Source organism: Pseudomonas sp. FW305-7, from assembly GCF_058786735.1.
Genome location: NZ_JBYSZA010000003.1, coordinates 274,953 through 296,002, shown reverse-complemented (window position 1 = coordinate 296,002; position 21,050 = coordinate 274,953). Strand labels below are relative to the sequence as shown.

Sequence of the window (21,050 nt, the reverse complement as noted above, 5' to 3'; positions counted from 1 at the left end):
CAAGCTGAATTGCAGGCAATAAAAAACCCGGAATCTCCGGGTTTTTTATTGCGTCGCAAATTATTGCGGCGAGGTATCCAGCGGCTCTGGTGTCGGAACCGGAACGGTTTCCACACCATCGACGTCCTTCTGGATCTGATCCAGCAAGGAACCTGGCTTGACCGGTTTTTCCGGTTTTGGCTTCTCGGCGTTTTCAGCAGGAGCGGTCACGGTAGTGCCACTGTCCTTGCCGAGAATGGCTTCGTCACGGCTTACGCCCGGCATGAAGTCACCGGACAGGCTGACAAGCTGGTCGTTTGAGTTGAAAATAACGCTGATGCGTTCCTGTTGGCGTTCACCGCCACCCGGTTGCAGGCTGTACAGATAATCCCAGCGATCGGCATGGAACGTGTCGGCAAGCAGAGGGTTGCCCATGATAAACCGTACTTGCGGCCGGGTCATTCCCGGGCGTAACTGGTCTATCATGTCCTGCGTGACGACATTGCCCTGCTGGATGTCGATTTTGTAAACCCCGGGGAATGAACAACCGGCGAGTGCGAGCAGTCCCACAAAGGTGAAACTGGTTAGCAAGAGCTTGGTGTTTTGCATCGGTGGGCGACTTCCACTATCTTGGCTGGGACAACGTAAACGCCGATCATACCCGCATTAAGAGAAGCTGCGAAGCAGCATCGCGAGAAAGCTGACCATGGTTGAAAATAGCGAACTACGCAAAGCCGGCCTCAAAGTGACCCTGCCACGGGTCAAGATCCTGCAAATGCTCGACTCTACCGAGCAGCGTCACATGAGTGCCGAGGACGTCTACAAGGCGTTGATGGAAGCGGGCGAGGACGTCGGTCTGGCCACGGTTTACCGTGTTCTGACCCAGTTCGAAGCAGCTGGCCTCGTGGTCCGTCACAATTTCGACGGCGGCCACGCGGTATTCGAATTGGCCGACGGTGGCCACCACGACCATATGGTCAACGTGGACTCAGGCGAAGTCATCGAATTCTTCGACGAGGAAATCGAAAAACTTCAGAAAGCGATCGTCGAGAAGCATGGCTTCGAGATGGTTGATCACAACCTGGTGCTGTACGTCCGCAAGAAAAAGTAAGCATGTCGCGCGAATTTCAGGTTCGCGAAACGAGCGAAGGCGACCCAAGGGTCGCCTTCGTGCTTTCTGCCGTTCTTAAACTTTCGCGGTAACCACCATTTTTTTCGCGTGGGCCAGGGACTCCTTGGTCAAATCGATGCCGCCGAGCATCCGCGCTACTTCTTCTATACGGTCGTTCTTGCTCAATTTGGAGACGGCTGTGTGCGTTGCCTCTTCTCCACGCACCTTATGCACAAACAGATGCTGGTGACCCTGTGCCGCTACTTGTGGCAGGTGCGTAACCGTCAGAACCTGTCCGCGCTCGCCGAGGCGACGCAACAGTTGACCGACAATCTCCGCTGTCGGGCCACCAATGCCCACATCGACTTCGTCGAACACCAGTGTCGGGACACGGGATGTCTGCGCAGTGATGACCTGGATCGCCAGGCTGATTCGTGACAGCTCACCGCCGGATGCGACTTTCGCCAGCGCCTTCAGCGGTTGGCCGGGGTTGGCACTGACCAGCAATTCGACCTGTTCAAGTCCGTTAGGCAGGAGTTCGTCGCTGCTGTTGGCTCGCAACTCGATGGTAAATCGACCGCCAGGCATGCCCAGTCGCTGAATCTCCTGCTCCACCGCACTGGCGAGGCTCCCGGCAGCCTGATGACGCAAGTCGCTCAGCTCCCGGGCCTTTTCCTGATAGTGGCGTGCATAAGAGGCCAGTTCTTCGCCCAGGCGCTCGATGGATTCGTCATTGGCGTTGAGGGTTTCGATCTCATCCAGCAACTTCTGCTGCATTTCGCCGACTTCGTTGGGTTGAATCCGGTGCTTGCGCGCCAAGGTATAGATAGCGTCGAGACGTTCTTCCAGATATTGCAGGCGGGCCGGGTCGGCATCGAAGTTGTCGAGGAAGCGATTGAGCTCACCGACAGCTTCTTCGACCTGAATCTGTGCGCTGGTCAGCAGGCTGCTGGCTTCGCCCAGGGCGCCAACGGAGTTGTTCACACTCGACAGGCGATTGAGGCTGGCGGTCAATGCGTTCAGCACATTGCCGGAATCACTTTCGCTGCACTGTTCGACCACCTGTCGGCAGATGCCAAGCAAGGTTTCGGCATTGGTCAGATTCTTGTGTTCCTGCTCCAGTTGTTCGAGCTCGTTATCCCCAAGACCCAGATTTTCAAGCTCTTCGAGCTGGTAGCTGAGCAGTTGATGGCGGGCGCGTTGTTCATCACCGGAGTTGGAGAGGCGCTCCAGTTCCTGGCGAGTCTGGCGCCAGCGCTGTGCGGCGAGCTGAACCTGACGGGCCAGATCGGTGGCGCCGGCATATTCGTCGAGCAGGCGACGATGGGTGTCGGTTTTCAGTAGGGATTGGTGTTCGTGCTGGCTATGGATATCTATCAGCAATTCGCCGAGGGCCTTGAGATCGCCAAGCGGGCAGGGCGTGCCATTGATGTAGCCACGCGAACGGCCCTCCGAGGTGATCACCCGGCGCAGGATGCAGGGGCCGTCGATGTCCAGATCGCGTTCGGCCAGCCAGGCGCTGGCTTCGGGAATGTCACTCAGGTCGAAGGTCGCCAGAATATCGGCCTTGTCGGCGCCCGGGCGGACTACGCCGCTGTCGGCGCGATCACCGAGGGTCAGGCCCAGTGCGTCGAGCATGATCGACTTGCCAGCGCCGGTTTCCCCTGTGATCACGCTCATCCCGCGATCAAGTTCGAGATCGAGATGTTCAACGATGGCGTAGTTGTGTACGGACAGGTGCACCAGCATAAAGGCCGCTCCCAGGCTTTAGGTCTGGTTATTTATACAGTGTTTTGTTTCGGGCTGACAATGCCCTCGCTTAGCTCGATTTGCTTGAACAGAAAATCTTCTTAGTGCATCGAGGCATGAGAAAGCGGCACTTTTTTGTAGGGTTAATGCTTGAAAGCCCTTGAAGCCTGATTTTGCGGCCCCATATATCGGGGCAGAAGCGCGAGTCGAACTCGCGGACGATATTGAAAGGAGAATTCTATGGCTGACGAACAGACAGTAGATAAGCAAAACCCAGAAGCCAATCAGGCGCCCGAGGGTTCGGGTGACGACCTGGCGACCCGTGTACAAGTGCTCGAAGAGCAATTGGCCGCCGCGCAGGATCAGTCTCTGCGTGTCGCTGCCGATCTGCAGAACGTCCGTCGTCGTGCCGAGCAGGACGTCGAAAAGGCACACAAGTTTGCTCTGGAAAAATTCGCCGGCGACCTGTTGCCGATCGTCGACAGCCTGGAGCGCGGCCTCGAGCTGTCGAATCCGGACGACGAAAGCATCCGTCCGATGCGTGAAGGCATCGAGCTGACCCTGAAAATGTTCCACGACACCCTCAAGCGTTATCAGCTTGAAGCGATCGATCCGCATGGCGAACCGTTCAACGCCGTTCAGCATCAGGCAATGGCCATGCAGGAAAGCGCCGACGTGGAACCGAACAGCGTTTTGAAGGTGTTCCAGAAGGGCTACCAGCTCAACGGTCGCCTGTTGCGTCCGGCCATGGTTGTAGTCAGCAAGGCGCCGGCGCCAATTTCGCCTTCGATTGACGAGAAGGCTTGAAATTAGCCGCAAGGCCCCCATTTAGAAGTCAAGCGTTTAAGTGCTACCGCAGTCAGCCACCACTGCTGCGGCATCCAAATCCAAAGTTTCGGGAGAGTGAACATGGGCAAAATTATCGGTATCGACCTGGGGACTACCAACTCCTGCGTCTCCGTGCTGGAAAACGGCAAGGCCAAAGTTATTGAAAACGCTGAAGGCGCGCGTACTACGCCGTCGATCATCGCTTACGCCAACGATGGCGAAATTCTGGTAGGTCAGTCGGCCAAGCGTCAGGCAGTGACCAACCCGCACAACACTCTGTACGCAGTAAAGCGTCTGATCGGTCGTCGTTTCGACGAAGAAGTTGTGCAGAAAGACATCCAGATGGTCCCTTACAAGATCGTCAAGGCTGACAACAACGACGCCTGGGTTGAAGTGAACGGCCAAAAAATGGCGCCGCCACAAATCTCGGCTGAAATTCTGAAGAAAATGAAGAAGACCGCCGAAGACTACCTCGGCGAGCCAGTGACCGAAGCGGTGATCACCGTTCCGGCCTACTTTAACGACAGCCAGCGTCAGGCGACCAAAGACGCCGGCCGCATCGCCGGTCTGGACGTAAAACGTATCATCAACGAACCAACCGCAGCCGCTCTGGCTTACGGTATGGACAAGGCCAAGGGCGATCACACCGTGATCGTTTATGACCTGGGTGGCGGTACTTTCGACGTTTCCGTGATCGAGATCGCTGAAGTTGATGGCGAGCACCAGTTCGAAGTACTGGCCACCAACGGTGACACGTTCCTCGGTGGTGAAGACTTCGACATTCGTCTGATCGACTACCTCGTTGACGAATTCAAGAAAGAAAGCGGCATGAACCTCAAAGGTGACCCGCTGGCCATGCAGCGCCTGAAAGAAGCCGCTGAGAAAGCCAAGATCGAGCTGTCGTCCGCTCAGTCGACCGACGTCAACCTGCCGTACATCACTGCAGATGCGACCGGTCCTAAGCACCTGAACGTGAAGATTTCGCGTGCCAAGCTCGAAGCACTGGTTGAAGACCTGGTTCAGCGCACCATCGAACCTTGCCGCATCGCCATGAAAGACGCAGGTCTGGACGTTGGCGCGATCAACGACGTGATTCTGGTCGGTGGTCAGACTCGTATGCCGCTGGTACAGAAGCTGGTTACTGATTTCTTCGGTAAAGAAGCTCGTAAAGACGTTAACCCGGACGAAGCGGTTGCCATGGGTGCCGCGATTCAGGGCGCTGTTCTGGCTGGTGACGTGAAAGACGTTCTGTTGCTCGACGTCAGCCCGCTGACCCTGGGTATCGAAACCATGGGTGGCGTGATGACTGCGCTGATCGAGAAAAACACCACGATTCCTACCAAGAAATCGCAAGTGTTCTCGACTGCCGACGACAACCAGGGCGCCGTGACCATTCACGTCCTGCAGGGTGAGCGTAAGCAAGCCGCACAGAACAAGTCCCTGGGCAAGTTCGACCTGGCCGACATTCCACCTGCGCCACGTGGCGTGCCGCAGATCGAAGTGACCTTCGACATCGACGCCAACGGCATTCTGCACGTTGGTGCGAAAGACAAGGCTACCGGCAAGACTCAGTCGATCGTGATCAAGGCCAACTCCGGTCTGTCCGACGAAGAAATCGAGCGCATGGTGCGTGACGCCGAAGCCAACGCTGAGGAAGACCGCAAGTTCGAAGAGCTGGCCGCTGCCCGTAACCAGGGCGATGCACTGGTTCACTCGACTCGCAAGATGATTGCTGACGCGGGCGACAAAGTCACCGCCGAAGAGAAGACTGCGATCGAAGCGGCTGTGGTTGCTCTGGAAGCTGCCGTTAAAGGCGACGACAAGGCTGCCATCGAAGCGAAGGTTGAAGAGCTGTCGAAAGTCTCCGCTCCGGTTGCTCAGAAGATGTACGCCGAACAGGCTCAGCCAGCTGATGGCGCAGCCCCGCAAGGCGAATCGGCTGAGAAGGCTGACGACGTTGTCGATGCAGAGTTCGAAGAAGTAAAAGACCACAAGTAAGTTGTTGGTCGGCCGGTTGACTGTCTTCAGGCAGTGACTGGTAGGATGTCGCCGCGCGGGAGCTAGCTCCCGCGTTGGCGTATCTGGAATACGCGAATTTTTACAGCATGCGACAAGCCTCGCGTGTTGGCGGTATGGCCGGGAATGCTCCTGCTTTTCGTGCCGAAAGTACCGCAAGAAACAAAGACCAGGATCGTTGAATTGACGTGAGTTGGGTCCGGGCCTGTATTGGGGCTCAACGAGTTTGGCCATCCTCAGGAGGGGTTTGCCGAACGTCCTCAAGAGTGCAGAAAACATATGGCAAAGCGTGACTATTACGAAGTGTTGGGTGTTGAGCGTGGCTCGAGCGATGCGGACCTGAAGAAGGCCTATCGTCGTCTGGCGATGAAACATCACCCCGACCGTAATCCCGATGACAAAGCATCGGAAGAACTGTTCAAAGAGGCCAACGAGGCCTATGAAGTATTGTCCGATTCGAGCAAGCGCGCAGCGTACGACCAGTACGGTCATGCCGGCGTCGACCCGAGCATGGGTGGCGGTGGTGGCGGTTTCGGCGGTCAGAACTTCTCTGACATCTTTGGTGATGTCTTCAGTGATTTCTTTGGCGGCGGTCGCGGCGGTTCCCGTGGCGGCGCTCAGCGTGGCAGCGATTTGCGCTACACCCTGGAGCTGAATCTGGAAGAAGCGGTGCGCGGTACGACCGTGAATATCCGTGTGCCGACGCTGGTCAATTGCAAGCCGTGTGATGGTTCGGGCGCCAAGAAAGGTTCTTCGCCGTCGACCTGCCCGACTTGCGGTGGCATCGGTCAGGTGCGCATGCAGCAAGGCTTCTTCTCGGTGCAGCAAACCTGCCCGCGCTGCCATGGCCAAGGCAAGATCATTTCCGATCCGTGCGACTCCTGTCACGGTGATGGTCGCATCGAAGAGTACAAAACCCTTTCGGTCAAAGTGCCGGCTGGCGTTGATACCGGCGACCGCATTCGTCTGTCTGGCGAAGGCGAGGCGGGTACGCAAGGTGGCCCGACTGGCGACCTGTACGTGGTTATCAATGTCCGCGAGCACGACATCTTCCAGCGTGACGGCAAGCATCTGTTCTGCGAAGTGCCGATCAGCTTTGTCGATGCAGCATTGGGCGGCGAGCTGGAAATTCCGACCCTCGACGGTCGCGTCAAACTGAAAATCCCTGAAGGCACCCAGACCGGCAAGCAGTTCCGCGTCCGTGGTAAAGGCGTTGCGCCAGTGCGTGGCGGTGGTGCGGGGGATTTGATGTGCCGTGTGGCGGTCGAGACCCCGGTCAACCTGAATCGTCGTCAGCGGGAATTGCTTGAAGAATTCCGCAGCTCGCTGGCGGATGACAACAGTCATTCGCCGAAAACCACCGGTTGGTTCGACGGTGTGAAGCGCTTCTTCGGCGATCTGTAAGGAGTCGGCATGCGACGTATAGCTGTGATGGGCGCCGCTGGGCGCATGGGCAAGATTCTGGTCGAGGCCGTACAACAGCGTGCGCCGCTGACCGGTCTGACGGCTGCGATTGTGCGCCCGGGCAGTACGCTGATCGGGGTGGATGCTGGTGAGCTAGCTTCGCTGGGGCGTATCGGTGTGCCGTTGTCCGGTCATGTCGAGTCGGTGGCGGAGGAGTTCGACGTGTTGATCGACTTCACCCTGCCGGAAGTCATGCTGAAAAACCTGGCGTTCTGTCGCAAGGCCGGTAAGGCCATGGTGATCGGCACCACCGGGCTGGATTCCGCGCAGAAGAAGTTGTTGGCCGAGGCTGGCAAGGACATTCCAATCGTGTTCGCCGCCAATTTCAGTGTCGGTGTAAATCTGTCGCTGAAACTGCTCGAGATGACTGCGCGAGTGCTGGGTGATGATGCTGACATCGAGATCATCGAGGCTCATCACCGGCACAAGATTGATGCTCCTTCAGGCACGGCCTTGCGCATGGGTGAAGTGATCGCCGATGCACTGGATCGTGATTTGCAGAAGGTTGCGGTCTACGGGCGCGAAGGTCACACCGGTGCGCGCGAGCGTGAAACCATTGGTTTTGCCACCGTTCGCGGCGGTGATGTGGTCGGTGATCACACGGTGTTGTTCGCCTGCGAAGGCGAGCGTCTGGAGATCACTCATAAAGCATCGAGTCGCATGACGTTTGCCAAGGGTGCGGTACGTGCTGCACTGTGGCTGGATGGTCGCGAACCGGGTCTTTATGACATGCAGGACGTGCTCGACCTCTATTGAGTCATGGTTTCATCCAGCGCAAACGCCCTGTTTGTGCTGGATTTTCACCACCGAGCGACGCCCTGTCGCATTCTCCGGCCTTTTAGGCTCTTTAACGGTGGACCAAAAAAGCCTTTTTCTGTAAGCTACAGCTTTAGTGTGTCCACTAAAAGCGCGCAGAATAATTCAGTGAAGAAGCGGGGTGACGTGTCCATACGTCACTCCGCTTTTTTACAACCTGCGATCGCCCTTTCATGCGTTATTTACGGGAGGTCTTCTTGACTAAGCCAGCCATACTTGCCCTTGCTGATGGCAGCATTTTTCGCGGCGAAGCCATTGGAGCCGACGGTCAAACCGTTGGTGAGGTGGTGTTCAACACCGCAATGACCGGCTATCAGGAAATCCTTACCGATCCTTCCTACGCCCAACAGATCGTTACCCTGACTTACCCGCACATCGGCAACACCGGCACCAACCCGGGCGATGCCGAGTCTGACCGCGTCTGGTCCGCTGGCCTGGTTATTCGTGACCTGCCGCTGGTAGCGAGCAACTGGCGTAACACGATGTCCCTGTCCGACTACCTGAAAGCCAACAACGTTGTGGCTATCGCCGGTATCGACACCCGTCGCCTGACCCGCATCCTGCGTGAGAAAGGTGCACAGAACGGCTGCATCATGGCCGGCGACAACATCTCCGAAGAAGCTGCCATTGCCGCTGCGCAAGGCTTCCCGGGCCTGAAGGGCATGGATCTGGCGAAAGTCGTCAGCACCAAGACTCAATACGAATGGCGCTCGACTGTCTGGGACCTGAAAACCGACAGCCACGCGACCATCGACGCCTCCGAGCTGCCATATCACGTCGTCGCCTTCGACTACGGTGTCAAGGTCAACATCCTGCGCATGTTGGTCGAGCGCGGCTGCCGCGTTACCGTTGTGCCGGCGCAAACGCCTGCCGCTGACGTACTCGCACTGAAGCCGGACGGTGTGTTCCTGTCCAATGGTCCTGGTGATCCGGAGCCATGCGACTACGCGATCCAGGCGATCAAGGAAGTTCTGGAAACCGAAATCCCGGTATTCGGCATCTGCCTCGGTCACCAACTGTTGGCTCTGGCCTCTGGCGCCAAGACCCTGAAAATGGGCCACGGCCACCACGGTGCCAACCACCCGGTACAGGATCTGGACACTGGCGTTGTGATGATCACCAGCCAGAACCACGGTTTTGCGGTCGACGAAGCAACCCTGCCAGCCAACGTGCGTGCGATCCACAAGTCGCTGTTCGACGGCACCCTGCAAGGCATCGAACGCACCGACAAGAGCGCGTTCAGCTTCCAGGGCCACCCTGAAGCGAGCCCGGGCCCGAACGATGTGGCGCCACTGTTCGACCGCTTCATCAACGAGATGGCCAAGCGACGCTAAGCGTTCGCCTTGAGACTGTAGAGAGAAGCCCTTGAGGGCGGCCCCGAATCCGGCGGCCCCCTCGGGACTTCAGAAATCGATCAAGACGGCTTGCCGACTGACCTGCGGATTTGAGTGACAAACCCATGCCAAAACGTACAGACATTAAAAGCATCCTGATTCTCGGCGCTGGCCCGATCGTTATCGGCCAGGCCTGCGAATTCGACTACTCCGGCGCCCAGGCTTGCAAAGCCCTGCGCGAAGAGGGCTACCGCGTCATCCTGGTGAACTCCAACCCGGCCACCATCATGACCGACCCGGACATGGCCGACGCCACCTACATCGAGCCGATCAAATGGCAGACCGTTGCCAAGATCATCGAGAAAGAGCGTCCGGATGCGGTGCTGCCAACCATGGGCGGCCAGACCGCCCTGAACTGCGCCCTGGACCTGGAGCGCGAAGGCGTCCTGGAGAAGTTCGGCGTGGAAATGATCGGTGCCAACGCCGACACCATCGACAAGGCTGAAGACCGTTCGCGTTTCGACAAGGCCATGAAGTCGATCGGCCTTGAGTGCCCGCGCTCCGGCATCGCCCACAGCATGGAAGAAGCCAACGCCGTTCTTGAGCGCCTGGGCTTCCCGTGCATCATCCGTCCGTCCTTCACTATGGGCGGCACTGGTGGCGGTATCGCGTACAACCGTGAAGAGTTCGAAGAAATCTGCGCCCGTGGTCTGGACCTGTCGCCGACCAAAGAGCTGCTGATCGACGAATCGCTGATCGGCTGGAAAGAATATGAAATGGAAGTTGTCCGCGACAAAAAGGACAACTGCATCATCGTCTGCTCGATCGAAAACTTCGACCCGATGGGCGTGCACACCGGTGACTCGATCACTGTTGCGCCGGCTCAGACCCTGACCGACAAGGAATACCAGATCCTGCGTAACGCCTCCCTGGCGGTACTGCGCGAGATCGGCGTCGAGACCGGCGGTTCCAACGTGCAGTTCGGTATCTGCCCGGACACCGGCCGCATGGTCGTGATCGAGATGAACCCGCGTGTGTCGCGCTCCTCGGCCCTGGCTTCGAAAGCCACCGGTTTCCCGATCGCCAAAGTCGCCGCCAAACTGGCTGTGGGCTACACCCTCGACGAATTGTCGAACGACATCACCGGCGGCAAAACCCCGGCGTCTTTCGAACCGTCCATCGACTACGTCGTGACCAAGCTGCCACGCTTTGCCTTCGAAAAATTCGCCAATGCCGACGCGCGCCTGACTACTCAGATGAAGTCGGTCGGTGAAGTCATGGCCATCGGCCGTACCTTCCAGGAATCCCTGCAGAAAGCTCTGCGCGGTCTGGAAGTTGGCGTCTGTGGTCTGGACGAGAAGCTCGATCTGAGCAACCCGGAAAGCATGAGCGTGCTCAAGCGTGAACTCACCGTGCCGGGCGCCGAGCGTATCTGGTACGTGGCGGACGCTTTCCGCGCGGGCATGACGGTCGAAGAAATCTTCGCCATGAACATGATCGATCCGTGGTTCCTGGTGCAGATCGAAGATCTGATCAAGGACGAAGAGAAGGTCAAGACCCTCGGTCTGTCCTCTATCGACCGTGACCTGATGTTCAAGCTCAAGCGCAAAGGCTTCTCCGATCAGCGTCTGGCCAAGCTGCTGGGCGTGACCGAGAAAAACCTGCGCACGCACCGTCAAAAGCTGGAAGTGTTCCCGGTCTACAAGCGCGTTGACACCTGCGCCGCCGAGTTCGCCACTGACACCGCTTACCTCTACTCGACGTACGAGGAAGAGTGCGAAGCCGCGCCGTCGGGTCGCGACAAAATCATGATTCTGGGTGGCGGTCCAAACCGTATCGGCCAGGGCATCGAATTCGACTACTGCTGCGTTCACGCTGCCCTCGCCCTGCGTGAAGACGGCTACGAAACCATCATGGTCAACTGCAACCCGGAAACCGTTTCCACCGATTACGATACTTCCGACCGACTCTACTTCGAGCCGGTAACCCTGGAAGATGTGCTGGAAATCTGCCGCGTCGAGAAGCCGAAAGGCGTGATTGTCCAGTACGGCGGCCAGACTCCGCTGAAACTGGCTCGTGCTCTGGAAGCCGCTGGCGTGCCAATCATCGGCACCAGCCCTGACGCCATCGACCGCGCTGAAGACCGTGAGCGCTTCCAGCAAATGGTTGAGCGTCTGAACCTGCGTCAGCCGCCAAACGCTACCGTGCGCAGCGAAGACGAAGCTGTCCGTGCTGCCGCGAAGATCGGTTATCCGCTGGTGGTGCGCCCGTCCTACGTACTGGGCGGTCGCGCGATGGAAATCGTCTATAAGGAAGAAGAACTCAAGCGCTACCTGCGTGACGCGGTGCAAGTGTCCAACGACAGCCCTGTGCTGCTCGACCACTTCCTCAACTGCGCCATCGAGATGGACGTGGATGCGGTCAGCGACGGAAAAGAAGTTGTAATCGGCGCGATCATGCAGCACATCGAACAGGCTGGTGTTCACTCCGGTGACTCCGCTTGCTCGCTGCCGCCGTACTCGCTGCCGGCGCACATCCAGGACGAGATGCGCGAACAGGTCAAGAAAATGGCCCTGGAGCTGGGCGTTGTCGGCCTGATGAACGTGCAACTGGCGCTGCAAGGCGAAGACATCTACGTCATCGAAGTCAACCCGCGCGCTTCCCGTACTGTACCGTTCGTCTCCAAGTGCATCGGTGTTTCCCTGGCAATGATCGCTGCCCGCGTGATGGCCGGTAAAACCCTGAAAGAAATCGGCTTTACCAAAGAAATCATCCCGAACTTCTACAGCGTGAAAGAGGCGGTATTCCCATTCGCCAAATTCCCTGGCGTTGACCCGATCCTCGGCCCAGAGATGAAGTCGACCGGTGAAGTGATGGGCGTCGGCGATACTTTCGGTGAAGCATTCGCCAAGGCTCAGATGGGCGCCAGCGAAGTATTGCCGACCGGCGGTACTGCGTTCATCAGCGTGCGTGACGATGACAAGCCGCTGGTTGCAGGCGTGGCCCGTGATCTGATCAACTTGGGTTTCGAAGTGGTTGCCACTGCCGGTACAGCCAAGCTGATCGAAGCCGCTGGCCTGAAAGTGCGCCGTGTGAACAAGGTGACCGAGGGTCGTCCGCACGTGGTCGACATGATCAAGAATGACGAAGTCACCCTGATCATCAACACCACTGAAGGTCGTCAGTCGATCGCTGATTCGTACTCCATTCGTCGTAATGCCTTGCAGCACAAGATTTACTGCACCACCACCATTGCTGCGGGCGAAGCTATCTGTGAAGCGCTTAAGTTCGGTCCGGAAAAGACCGTGCGCCGCTTGCAGGATCTACACGCAGGATTGAAGGCATGAGCATAGTTAAGTACCCAATGACTGTTCAGGGCGCTCGCGCCCTGGAAGAAGAACATACCCACCTGACCAAGGTCGTGCGTCCGAAGCTCAGCCAGGACATCGGTACGGCCCGCGAGTTGGGTGACCTGAAGGAAAACGCCGAATACCATGCTGCCCGCGAACAGCAAGGCATGGTCGAGGCGCGGATTCGTGATATCGAAGGCCGGATTCAGAACCAGGTCATCATTGATGTCACGACTATTCCTCATACCGGCAAGGTGATCTTCGGTACCACCGTCGAAATCGCCAACGTCGAGACTGATGAAAGCGTCACTTACCACATCGTGGGTGAGGATGAGGCTGACTTCAAACTCGGCAAGATTTCGGTCGGCTCGCCTTTGGCCCGTGCCTTGATTGGCAAGGAAGAGGGCGATGTGGTCGCCGTGAAAACGCCGAGTGGCGTTATCGAGTATGAGATTGTCGAAGTCCGTCATATCTGAAACCGGGCGCCCGCTGCATGCGGGCGCCATGCTTTGGCAGCTGTCCCAGATGTTGTGGGTCGGCGGTCTCTGGTTGATTCATTTCGGTTTGCAGCCGGCGCTGGGCAAGATTGGCCTGGCGCCGCTGTTGATCGATGAAGTCGCCAGTGCATTTGAAGTGCTGGTGGTGGGTTTTTCCGCCGCATGCGTGATTTTTCAGGCTTTGGTGCTGGTACAGACCGAGGGCCTTGTCAGTCTATGGCGAGATTTTCGCGGGCAGGTGCTGTTGATGGCGTTGTATGCGTGTGCGATGTTTGTCGCAGTACGTGTCGGCTGGCCGGATGCGCAGCGCTGGCAGGTGTTCAGCTATCTTGTATTGGGCTTTTCCGGGCTGGTGCTGGTGTTGCAGCCGGTTCCGGGATGGAGTGGCAGGGTGCGCGAAGCACACCCTTGACCCTGGTCATCACTTGAAGCGATGAACGTTCGACAGCTGCTTGTTGACGCTGAAGTTCTTGCGGTAAACCAGTGCCATCTTGCCGATGACCTGTACCAGATCCGCTTTGCCGACCTTGCACAGTTCTGCAATGTGCGCCAGGCGCGACTCGCGGTCGAGGATGTTGAGCTTGATTTTGATCAGCTCGTGATCCGCCAAAGCGCGTTCAAGTTCGGCTAACACGCCTTCAGTCAAACCGTTGTCCGCCACCGTCAAAACCGGTTTCAGGTGGTGGCCAATGGATTTGTACTGTTTTTTCTGCTCTGGAGTGAGCGGCATAATCTGACCCTTTCGTCTGGATTCTGTAAAATGGCGGCCATTTTACCCGAGGGTTCGTGGATCCGCCCAATTAATCACGACCCTAATCATCGAGGTGCCCAATGGCGCGTTCCAAGACAAGCCTTGGTTGGCTGAAAAGACATGTCAACGATCCTTATGTGAAGCAAGCGCAGAAGGATGGCTACCGCTCGCGTGCGAGTTACAAGCTTCTGGAGATCCAGGAGAAATACAAACTGATCCGTCCGGGCATGAACGTAGTGGACCTGGGCGCAGCGCCCGGTGGCTGGTCGCAGGTGACTAGCCGTCTGATCGGCGGTCAGGGGCGTTTGATCGCTTCGGACATCCTGGAAATGGACAGCATCCCTGATGTGACATTTATCCAGGGTGACTTCACCGAGGACGCCGTGCTCGCGCAAATTCTGGAAGCCGTCGGTAATTCGCAGGTGGACCTTGTGATTTCCGATATGGCCCCCAATATGAGTGGTACGCCTGAAGTGGACATGCCGAAAGCCATGTTCCTTTGCGAGTTGGCTCTCGATCTGGCGGAGCGGATACTCAAGCCGGGTGGTAATTTTGTGATCAAGATCTTTCAGGGTGAAGGGTTCGATGTTTACCTGAAGGACGCTCGCAAGAAATTTGAAAAGATTCAGATGATCAAGCCGGATTCGTCTCGTGGAAGTTCCCGTGAGCAATACATGCTGGCATGGGGCTACCGGGGCCGTAGTGAGTAAAACCTGGTTTTTTGTGCAGGGTGATAGGTTTTTCGTATTTCGCCCCGCGTGCATAAGCGAATATTGTGTAGAAAGTGTTTCACAAAGGGTTACAGACGGCGCCTGCCAGAGTTGTAGGTAATGTAGTAAGTTAGGCTGGTGAATATCATGCGAAGCGCGCGCCAGTAGCGGAGCTTGCTTCAGAGGGTAGTTAATTGAACGATATGGCAAAGAATCTGATCCTGTGGTTGATCATCGCGGCTGTCCTTGTGACGGTGATGAACAACTTCTCCAGCCCTAACGAGCCGCAGACCCTCAACTATTCCGACTTCATCCAGCAGGTCAAGGATGGCAAGGTCGAGCGCGTCGCGGTTGATGGCTATGTGATTACCGGCAAGCGCAACGACGGCGACAGCTTCAAGACCATTCGTCCGGCAATTCAGGACAATGGCTTGATCGGTGACCTGGTCGACAACCACGTTGTGGTTGAAGGCAAGCAGCCTGAGCAGCAAAGCATCTGGACCCAACTGCTGGTGGCCAGCTTCCCGATCCTGGTGATCATCGCGGTGTTCATGTTCTTCATGCGCCAGATGCAGGGTGGTGCCGGCGGCAAGGGCGGGCCGATGAGTTTTGGCAAGAGCAAGGCGCGCCTGCTTTCCGAGGATCAGGTGAAAACTACCCTGGCTGACGTTGCAGGTTGCGACGAAGCCAAGGAAGAAGTCGGCGAGCTCGTCGAGTTCCTCCGTGATCCGGGCAAGTTCCAGCGTCTTGGCGGTCGCATTCCTCGCGGCGTGTTGATGGTCGGTCCTCCGGGTACCGGTAAAACCTTGCTGGCCAAGGCTATTGCCGGCGAGGCCAAGGTGCCTTTCTTCACTATTTCCGGTTCTGACTTTGTCGAGATGTTCGTCGGCGTCGGCGCAAGCCGTGTTCGTGACATGTTCGAGCAGGCGAAGAAGCACGCGCCATGCATCATTTTCATCGACGAAATCGACGCCGTCGGTCGCCATCGTGGCGCCGGCATGGGCGGCGGTCATGACGAGCGCGAGCAGACTCTCAACCAGTTGCTGGTAGAGATGGACGGCTTCGAAATGAACGATGGCATCATCGTGATTGCTGCAACCAACCGTCCTGACGTACTTGACCCTGCGTTGCTGCGTCCAGGTCGTTTCGACCGTCAAGTGGTGGTCGGTCTGCCGGATATCCGTGGTCGCGAACAGATTCTCAAGGTTCACATGCGTAAAGTGCCAATGGGTGACGACGTTGCTCCGGCCGTTATCGCTCGTGGTACTCCAGGTTTCTCTGGTGCTGACCTCGCTAACCTGGTTAACGAAGCCTCGCTATTTGCGGCTCGTGCCGGCAAGCGCATTGTCGAAATGAAAGAGTTCGAACTGGCCAAAGACAAGATCATGATGGGCGCTGAGCGCAAATCGATGGTCATGTCCGAGAAAGAAAAGCAGAACACCGCTTATCACGAGGCGGGCCACGCTATTGTTGGTCGCGTCGTGCCTGAGCATGATCCGGTCTACAAGGTATCGATCATTCCGCGCGGTCGTGCGCTGGGTGTGACGATGTTCCTGCCGGAAGAAGATCGCTACAGCTTGTCCAAGCGAGCACTGATCAGCCAGATCTGCTCGCTGTACGGCGGCCGTATCGCTGAAGAAATGACGCTCGGTTTCGACGGCGTGACCACCGGTGCTTCCAACGACATCATGCGTGCCAGTCAGATTGCGCGAAACATGGTGACCAAGTGGGGGCTGTCGGAAAAACTCGGTCCACTGATGTATGCCGAAGAAGAAGGCGAAGTGTTCCTGGGGCGCGGCGGTGGTGGTCAGGCTGCAAGCTTCTCCGGAGAAACAGCCAAGCTGATCGACTCCGAAGTGCGCAGCATCATTGATCAGTGCTATGGCACGGCCAAGCAGATCCTCACGGACAACCGTGACAAGCTCGATGCGATGGCTGATGCCCTGATGAAGTATGAAACGATCGATGCCGAACAGATCGACGACATCATGGCCGGCCGCACGCCTCGCGAGCCGCGTGATTGGTCGGGTGGCACCGGTACTCCGCCGCCTCCTGTTGTTCAGGATGAGCGTCCGGAAAAACCGATTGGCGGTCCGGCTGCTGACGTTTAAGGTTTGAAATGACTTCTGTACAGTCCCTGACCCGGTTGCCTTGCGGCAACCGGGTTCTTGATTTGGCCCAGACGCATGTCATGGGCATTCTCAATGTCACTCCCGATTCCTTTTCCGATGGTGGCCGATACAGCCAGCTCGATGCAGCGCTGCGCCATGCAGAAGCCATGGTCGTAGCTGGCGCGACGCTGATCGATGTGGGAGGTGAATCCACTCGTCCCGGCGCGCGAGCGGTATCTCCGCTGGAAGAGCTTGAGCGCGTGGCGCCAATCGTGGAGCTGATCAATCGTGAGCTCGACGTCATCATCTCGGTCGATACGTCGACTCCCGCCGTGATGCGAGAAACAGCGCGGCTGGGTGCAGGTTTGATCAACGATGTGCGATCGCTGCAGCGCGATGGAGCGCTGGACGCCGCAGCGGCCACAGGGTTGCCTGTGTGTCTCATGCATATGCTCGGTGAGCCCGGTGACATGCAGGACAATCCGCAATATCAGAATGTCACCCGAGAAGTAGGCGAGTTTCTCACCGAGCGCATGGCTCGATGTGCGCTGGCGGGTATCCCGGCTGAGCGGATCATTCTCGACCCTGGGTTTGGCTTCGCCAAAACACTGCAGCACAATTTAAGCTTGTTCAAGCATCTGGAAGCTCTGCACGCGTTGGGCCGGCCGTTATTGGTGGGTGTTTCGCGCAAAAGCATGATTGGCCATGCCCTGAATCGCCCGGTCGGCGAGCGGCTTTTTGGGGGCTTGGCGCTGGCAGCGCTGGCATCTGCCAAAGGCGCGCGTATATTGCGCGTCCATGATGTGGCGGAAACGGTGGATGTGGTGCGGATGATCGCGGCCGTGGAATCAGCCGAATAAGAATGGTGGAGCAATTATGAGCAAAAAATACTTTGGTACTGACGGTATTCGCGGTCGTGTGGGTGTTTATCCGATCACTCCTGACTTTATGCTCAAGCTTGGCTGGGCCGCCGGTATGGCGTTTCGCAAGATGGGTGCCTGCAAAGTGTTGGTTGGCAAGGACACGCGCATTTCCGGGTACATGTTCGAGTCGGCCCTTGAAGCCGGCCTGACCTCGGCAGGTGCCGATGTCATGCTGCTCGGTCCGATGCCGACGCCGGCTATCGCCTATCTGTCGCGAACCTTCCAGGCTGAGGCTGGTATCGTGATTAGTGCGTCGCACAATCCGCACGACGACAACGGTATCAAGTTCTTCTCTGGCAAAGGCACCAAGTTGCCGGATGAGCTGGAGCTTATGATCGAAGAGTTGCTTGATGCGCCGATGACGGTGGTTGAGTCGAGCAAGATCGGCAAAGTGTCGCGAATCAATGACGCCTCCGGTCGCTACATCGAGTTCTGCAAGAGCAGCGTGCCAACCGGGACCAACTTTAATGGTCTCAAGATCGTCATTGATTGCGCACATGGTGCGACCTATAAGGTAGCGCCGAGCGTTTTTCGTGAGTTGGGTGCAGAAGTCGTCGTGCTGTCGGCTCAGCCCAATGGCCTGAACATCAACGACAATTGCGGCTCGACCCATATGGATCAGTTGCAGGCTGCGGTGCTGGCCGAGCATGCCGATCTGGGTATCGCTTTTGATGGTGATGGTGATCGGGTGCTGATGGTGGATCACACGGGCGCGATTGTTGATGGTGACGAGTTGTTGTTCATCATTGCTCGTGACTTGCATGAGCGCGGCAAATTGCAGGGCGGTGTGGTCGGTACCCTGATGAGTAACCTCGGCCTGGAGCTGGCGCTGGCGGAGCTTTCGATTCCATTCATTCGCGCCAACGTTGGCGACCGTTATGTGATCGCCGAATTGCTTGAGCGCAACTGGCTGGTCGGTGGTGAGAACTCGGGGCACATCGTTTGCTTCAATCATACGACGACCGGCGATGCGATCATCGCTGCGCTGCAAGTGCTGATGGCACTGAAGACACGCAACGAAGGTCTGGCACAAACCCGTCAGGCGTTGCGCAAGTGCCCTCAGGTGCTGATCAATGTGCGTTTCGGTGGCGGTGAAAACCCGCTGGAGCATCCGGCTGTCAAGGAAGCCAGTGCGCGCGTCACTCAGGCAATGGCGGGCCGCGGACGGGTGCTTTTGCGCAAGTCCGGTACAGAGCCTCTGGTGCGTGTGATGGTCGAAGGTGAGGACGAAGCTCAGGTTCGCAGCTATGCCGAAGAACTGGCAAAACTGGTAAGTGAAGTTTCTGCCTGATTCGGCTTGCAAGCCATGATTGTGTTGGGTAAAATCTGCGCCCACTTTGACCGACGAGGTACAGCATGCGTCGCCCTATGGTAGCTGGTAACTGGAAGATGCACGGTACCCGCGCCAGCGTCGCTGAGCTGATCAACGGCCTTCGTCATCTGGCCTTGCCAAGCGGTGTTGATGTCGCGGTATTCCCGCCTTGCTTGTATATCAATCAAGTGATTGATGGCTTGAAAGGTAAATCGATTTCGGTCGGTGCGCAGAATTCTGCGGTGGAATCCATGCAAGGTGCATTGACTGGTGAGATAGCGCCGAGTCAGTTGGTGGATGCAGGTTGTTCCCTGGTGCTTGTCGGGCACTCCGAACGCCGTCAGATAATGGGCGAGCGAGACGGAATGCTGAATCGCAAGTTTGCAGCGGCACAGGCATGTGGCTTGATTCCGGTGTTGTGTGTAGGGGAAACCCTTGAGCAGCGTGAAGCCGGGAAAACTCTTGAGGTTGTCGGGCGTCAGCTGGGCAGCATCATCGAGGAGTTGGGAGTCGGTGCTTTTGCCAAGGCAGTCATAGCTTACGAGCCGGTCTGGGCAATTGGTACCGGACTGACTGCAACGCCGCAACAGGCTCAGGATGTGCATAAGGCCATTCGCGAGCAGTTGGCGGCAGAGAATTCTGAAGTCGCACGAGGTGTGCGGCTTCTATACGGCGGCAGCGTGAAGGCGGCCAATGCGGTCGAACTGTTCGGCATGCCGGATATCGATGGGGGGCTCATTGGTGGAGCTTCCCTGAATGCAGATGAGTTCGGTGCGATCTGTCGCGCCGCGGGAAACTGAAAAAATGCTGGAAACAGTCGTAGTCGTTTTTCATCTGCTGGGTGCATTGGGCGTAGTTGCTCTGGTTTTGCTGCAGCAGGGTAAGGGTGCGGACGCTGGCGCGTCTTTCGGAGCAGGTGCTTCAAATACTGTGTTCGGAAGCCAAGGTTCCTCTACCTTTCTTAGTAAGTTTACTGCTATACTTGCCGCCGGTTTCTTCATAACCAGCTTGGGGTTAGGTTACTTTGCTAAAGAGAAGGCTCATCAGCTAGCTCAAGCAGGATTGCCAGATCCAGCAGTGTTGGAAGTACCTAAGCAACAACAACCGGCTTCTGATGATGTCCCGGTGCTTCAAGAGCAAAAGTCGGCTACTCCAGCGACTGACGTACCTCCAGCTCAAGAGCAGAAGTAAGAAGAGTTTCAAGAGTAGTTTTGCCGAGGTGGTGGAATTGGTAGACACGCAACCTTGAGGTGGTTGTGCCCATAGGGTGTAGGGGTTCGAGTCCCCTTCTCGGTACCAATTAGTCAGGAGAGCCCGCTGTTGCGGGCTTTCTTGCAGGTGGAAGGTTACATTGACCCTGTAAGGGATCGGTCGTATACTTCCGCCCCAGCTTTGTCGCGGGGTGGAGCAGTCTGGTAGCTCGTCGGGCTCATAACCCGAAGGTCGTCGGTTCAAATCCGGCCCCCGCAACCAGTTTAAGGAGCCCCTTTTAAGGGGCTTTTTGTTAGCTGGACACTTTCAACGCCGCTGTTCGACGGCGTTTCAAGGATGGGCGTTTAGCCCATTTTTTTATTTTGCATAGCATGCACATATCATGCACTAGGGGGTTCAGGTGTCGAGCAAGCTAGAAGAGTTGCAGGCCTTGCTGGCCCCGGTGGTCGTGGCCCTAGGCTATGAATGCTGGGGTATCGAGTTCTCGGCTCAAGGTCGTCACTCGATGTTGCGCGTTTATATCGATAAAGAGGGTGGCGTGCTGGTGGACGATTGCGCCATTGTCAGCCGTCAGATCAGTGGTGTACTGGATGTTGAAGATCCAATCTCCGTTGAATACACCCTCGAAGTTTCCTCGCCTGGCATGGAGCGCCCACTGTTCACTCTTGAGCAGTTTGCAAAATTTGCCGGTGAACAAGTGAAGATCAAGCTGCGCTCGCCTTTCGAAGGTCGACGCAACTTTCAGGGCCTTCTGCGCGGTGTAGAAGAGCAGGATGTCGTGGTGCAAGTAGATGACCATGAGTTCCTGTTGCCGATCGATATGATCGACAAGGCCAACATTATTCCCAGTTTTGACTGAGACGCGGATCCCGCGGATCCAATGGCTT

At 57.1% G+C, this 21,050-nt stretch carries 19 protein-coding genes and 2 tRNA genes; 18 read left to right on the top strand and 3 right to left on the bottom strand.

From position 1 onward, the window contains the following. Positions 1-60 precede the first annotated feature (60 nt). Entirely contained in the window at positions 61-588 is a 528-nt protein-coding gene (locus AC3WMT_RS06630; protein ID WP_016986508.1) for an outer membrane protein assembly factor BamE, read from the bottom strand. Between the two features lie 97 nt (positions 589-685). Here AC3WMT_RS06630 and fur point away from each other — a divergent pair, with 97 nt between their 5' ends. After that, entirely contained in the window at positions 686-1,090 is a 405-nt protein-coding gene (gene fur / locus AC3WMT_RS06625) for a ferric iron uptake transcriptional regulator (RefSeq protein ID WP_103303215.1), read from the top strand. A 75-nt stretch (positions 1,091-1,165) separates the two neighbouring features. Here fur and recN read toward each other — a convergent pair whose 3' ends face one another. Next, complete coding sequence (gene recN, locus AC3WMT_RS06620) at positions 1,166-2,839, bottom strand: DNA repair protein RecN (protein ID WP_103303214.1); 1,674 nt, start codon at positions 2,837-2,839, stop codon at positions 1,166-1,168. Positions 2,840-3,079: 240 nt separating this feature from the next. Between recN and grpE the strand changes: the two genes are divergently transcribed. The 8 genes from grpE (at position 3,080) to AC3WMT_RS06580 (ending at position 13,556) form a co-directional block, all read left to right on the top strand. Continuing rightward, positions 3,080-3,646, top strand: coding sequence for a nucleotide exchange factor GrpE (gene grpE / locus AC3WMT_RS06615; RefSeq protein ID WP_103303213.1), 567 nt, complete (start codon positions 3,080-3,082; stop codon positions 3,644-3,646). A gap of 102 nt (positions 3,647-3,748) precedes the next feature. Further along, positions 3,749-5,665 carry a molecular chaperone DnaK gene (gene dnaK, locus AC3WMT_RS06610; RefSeq protein ID WP_103303212.1) on the top strand — a complete coding sequence of 639 codons (1,917 nt, stop codon included), beginning with the start codon at positions 3,749-3,751 and terminating at the stop codon, positions 5,663-5,665. 297 nt (positions 5,666-5,962) lie between these two features. Continuing rightward, entirely contained in the window at positions 5,963-7,087 is a 1,125-nt protein-coding gene (dnaJ, locus tag AC3WMT_RS06605; protein ID WP_103303211.1) for a molecular chaperone DnaJ, read from the top strand. 9 nt (positions 7,088-7,096) lie between these two features. After that, complete coding sequence (dapB, locus tag AC3WMT_RS06600) at positions 7,097-7,903, top strand: 4-hydroxy-tetrahydrodipicolinate reductase (RefSeq protein WP_103303210.1); 807 nt, start codon at positions 7,097-7,099, stop codon at positions 7,901-7,903. Positions 7,904-8,160: 257 nt separating this feature from the next. Next, positions 8,161-9,297: a glutamine-hydrolyzing carbamoyl-phosphate synthase small subunit gene (gene carA / locus AC3WMT_RS06595; protein ID WP_103303209.1), complete on the top strand. Its 1,137-nt coding sequence runs from the start codon at positions 8,161-8,163 to the stop codon at positions 9,295-9,297. A 125-nt stretch (positions 9,298-9,422) separates the two neighbouring features. Further along, complete coding sequence (gene carB, locus AC3WMT_RS06590; RefSeq protein ID WP_103303208.1) at positions 9,423-12,644, top strand: carbamoyl-phosphate synthase large subunit; 3,222 nt, start codon at positions 9,423-9,425, stop codon at positions 12,642-12,644. Between the two features lie 2 nt (positions 12,645-12,646). Then, positions 12,647-13,123: a transcription elongation factor GreA gene (gene greA, locus AC3WMT_RS06585; RefSeq protein ID WP_103303292.1), complete on the top strand. Its 477-nt coding sequence runs from the start codon at positions 12,647-12,649 to the stop codon at positions 13,121-13,123. A gap of 28 nt (positions 13,124-13,151) precedes the next feature. Further along, the gene (locus AC3WMT_RS06580; RefSeq protein ID WP_103303207.1) at positions 13,152-13,556 is read left to right on the top strand and encodes an MFS transporter; all 405 of its coding nucleotides are present in this window, start codon (positions 13,152-13,154) and stop codon (positions 13,554-13,556) included. A 9-nt stretch (positions 13,557-13,565) separates the two neighbouring features. On the opposite strand, the gene AC3WMT_RS06575 is transcribed toward AC3WMT_RS06580, so the two are convergent. Beyond that, the gene (locus AC3WMT_RS06575) at positions 13,566-13,874 is read right to left on the bottom strand and encodes a YhbY family RNA-binding protein (protein ID WP_003221534.1); all 309 of its coding nucleotides are present in this window, start codon (positions 13,872-13,874) and stop codon (positions 13,566-13,568) included. Between the two features lie 101 nt (positions 13,875-13,975). On the opposite strand from AC3WMT_RS06575, the gene rlmE reads away from it, so the two are divergent. The 9 genes from rlmE to rimP all read left to right on the top strand — a co-directional run bounded on the left by rlmE (position 13,976) and on the right by rimP (position 21,022). Then, positions 13,976-14,605 carry a 23S rRNA (uridine(2552)-2'-O)-methyltransferase RlmE gene (rlmE, locus tag AC3WMT_RS06570; protein ID WP_103303206.1) on the top strand — a complete coding sequence of 210 codons (630 nt, stop codon included), beginning with the start codon at positions 13,976-13,978 and terminating at the stop codon, positions 14,603-14,605. A gap of 203 nt (positions 14,606-14,808) precedes the next feature. After that, positions 14,809-16,716, top strand: coding sequence for an ATP-dependent zinc metalloprotease FtsH (gene ftsH / locus AC3WMT_RS06565; RefSeq protein WP_103303205.1), 1,908 nt, complete (start codon positions 14,809-14,811; stop codon positions 16,714-16,716). Between the two features lie 8 nt (positions 16,717-16,724). Beyond that, positions 16,725-17,576, top strand: a complete 852-nt coding sequence (gene folP / locus AC3WMT_RS06560) for a dihydropteroate synthase (protein WP_103303204.1) — start codon at positions 16,725-16,727, stop codon at positions 17,574-17,576. Positions 17,577-17,592: 16 nt separating this feature from the next. Then, on the top strand, positions 17,593-18,930 hold the full coding sequence (glmM, locus tag AC3WMT_RS06555; protein WP_103303203.1) for a phosphoglucosamine mutase: 1,338 nt from the start codon (positions 17,593-17,595) through the stop codon (positions 18,928-18,930). 65 nt (positions 18,931-18,995) lie between these two features. Continuing rightward, positions 18,996-19,751 (top strand): triose-phosphate isomerase, encoded by a 756-nt coding sequence (tpiA, locus tag AC3WMT_RS06550; RefSeq protein ID WP_103303202.1) that lies wholly within the window; start codon positions 18,996-18,998, stop codon positions 19,749-19,751. Between the two features lie 4 nt (positions 19,752-19,755). Then, positions 19,756-20,142 carry a preprotein translocase subunit SecG gene (gene secG, locus AC3WMT_RS06545; protein ID WP_103303201.1) on the top strand — a complete coding sequence of 129 codons (387 nt, stop codon included), beginning with the start codon at positions 19,756-19,758 and terminating at the stop codon, positions 20,140-20,142. 22 nt (positions 20,143-20,164) lie between these two features. Continuing rightward, positions 20,165-20,250, top strand: a tRNA-Leu gene (locus tag AC3WMT_RS06540). A 97-nt stretch (positions 20,251-20,347) separates the two neighbouring features. Further along, positions 20,348-20,424 (top strand) — tRNA-Met (locus AC3WMT_RS06535). 139 nt (positions 20,425-20,563) lie between these two features. After that, the gene (gene rimP / locus AC3WMT_RS06530; RefSeq protein WP_007915250.1) at positions 20,564-21,022 is read left to right on the top strand and encodes a ribosome maturation factor RimP; all 459 of its coding nucleotides are present in this window, start codon (positions 20,564-20,566) and stop codon (positions 21,020-21,022) included. Positions 21,023-21,050: the final 28 nt, after the last annotated feature.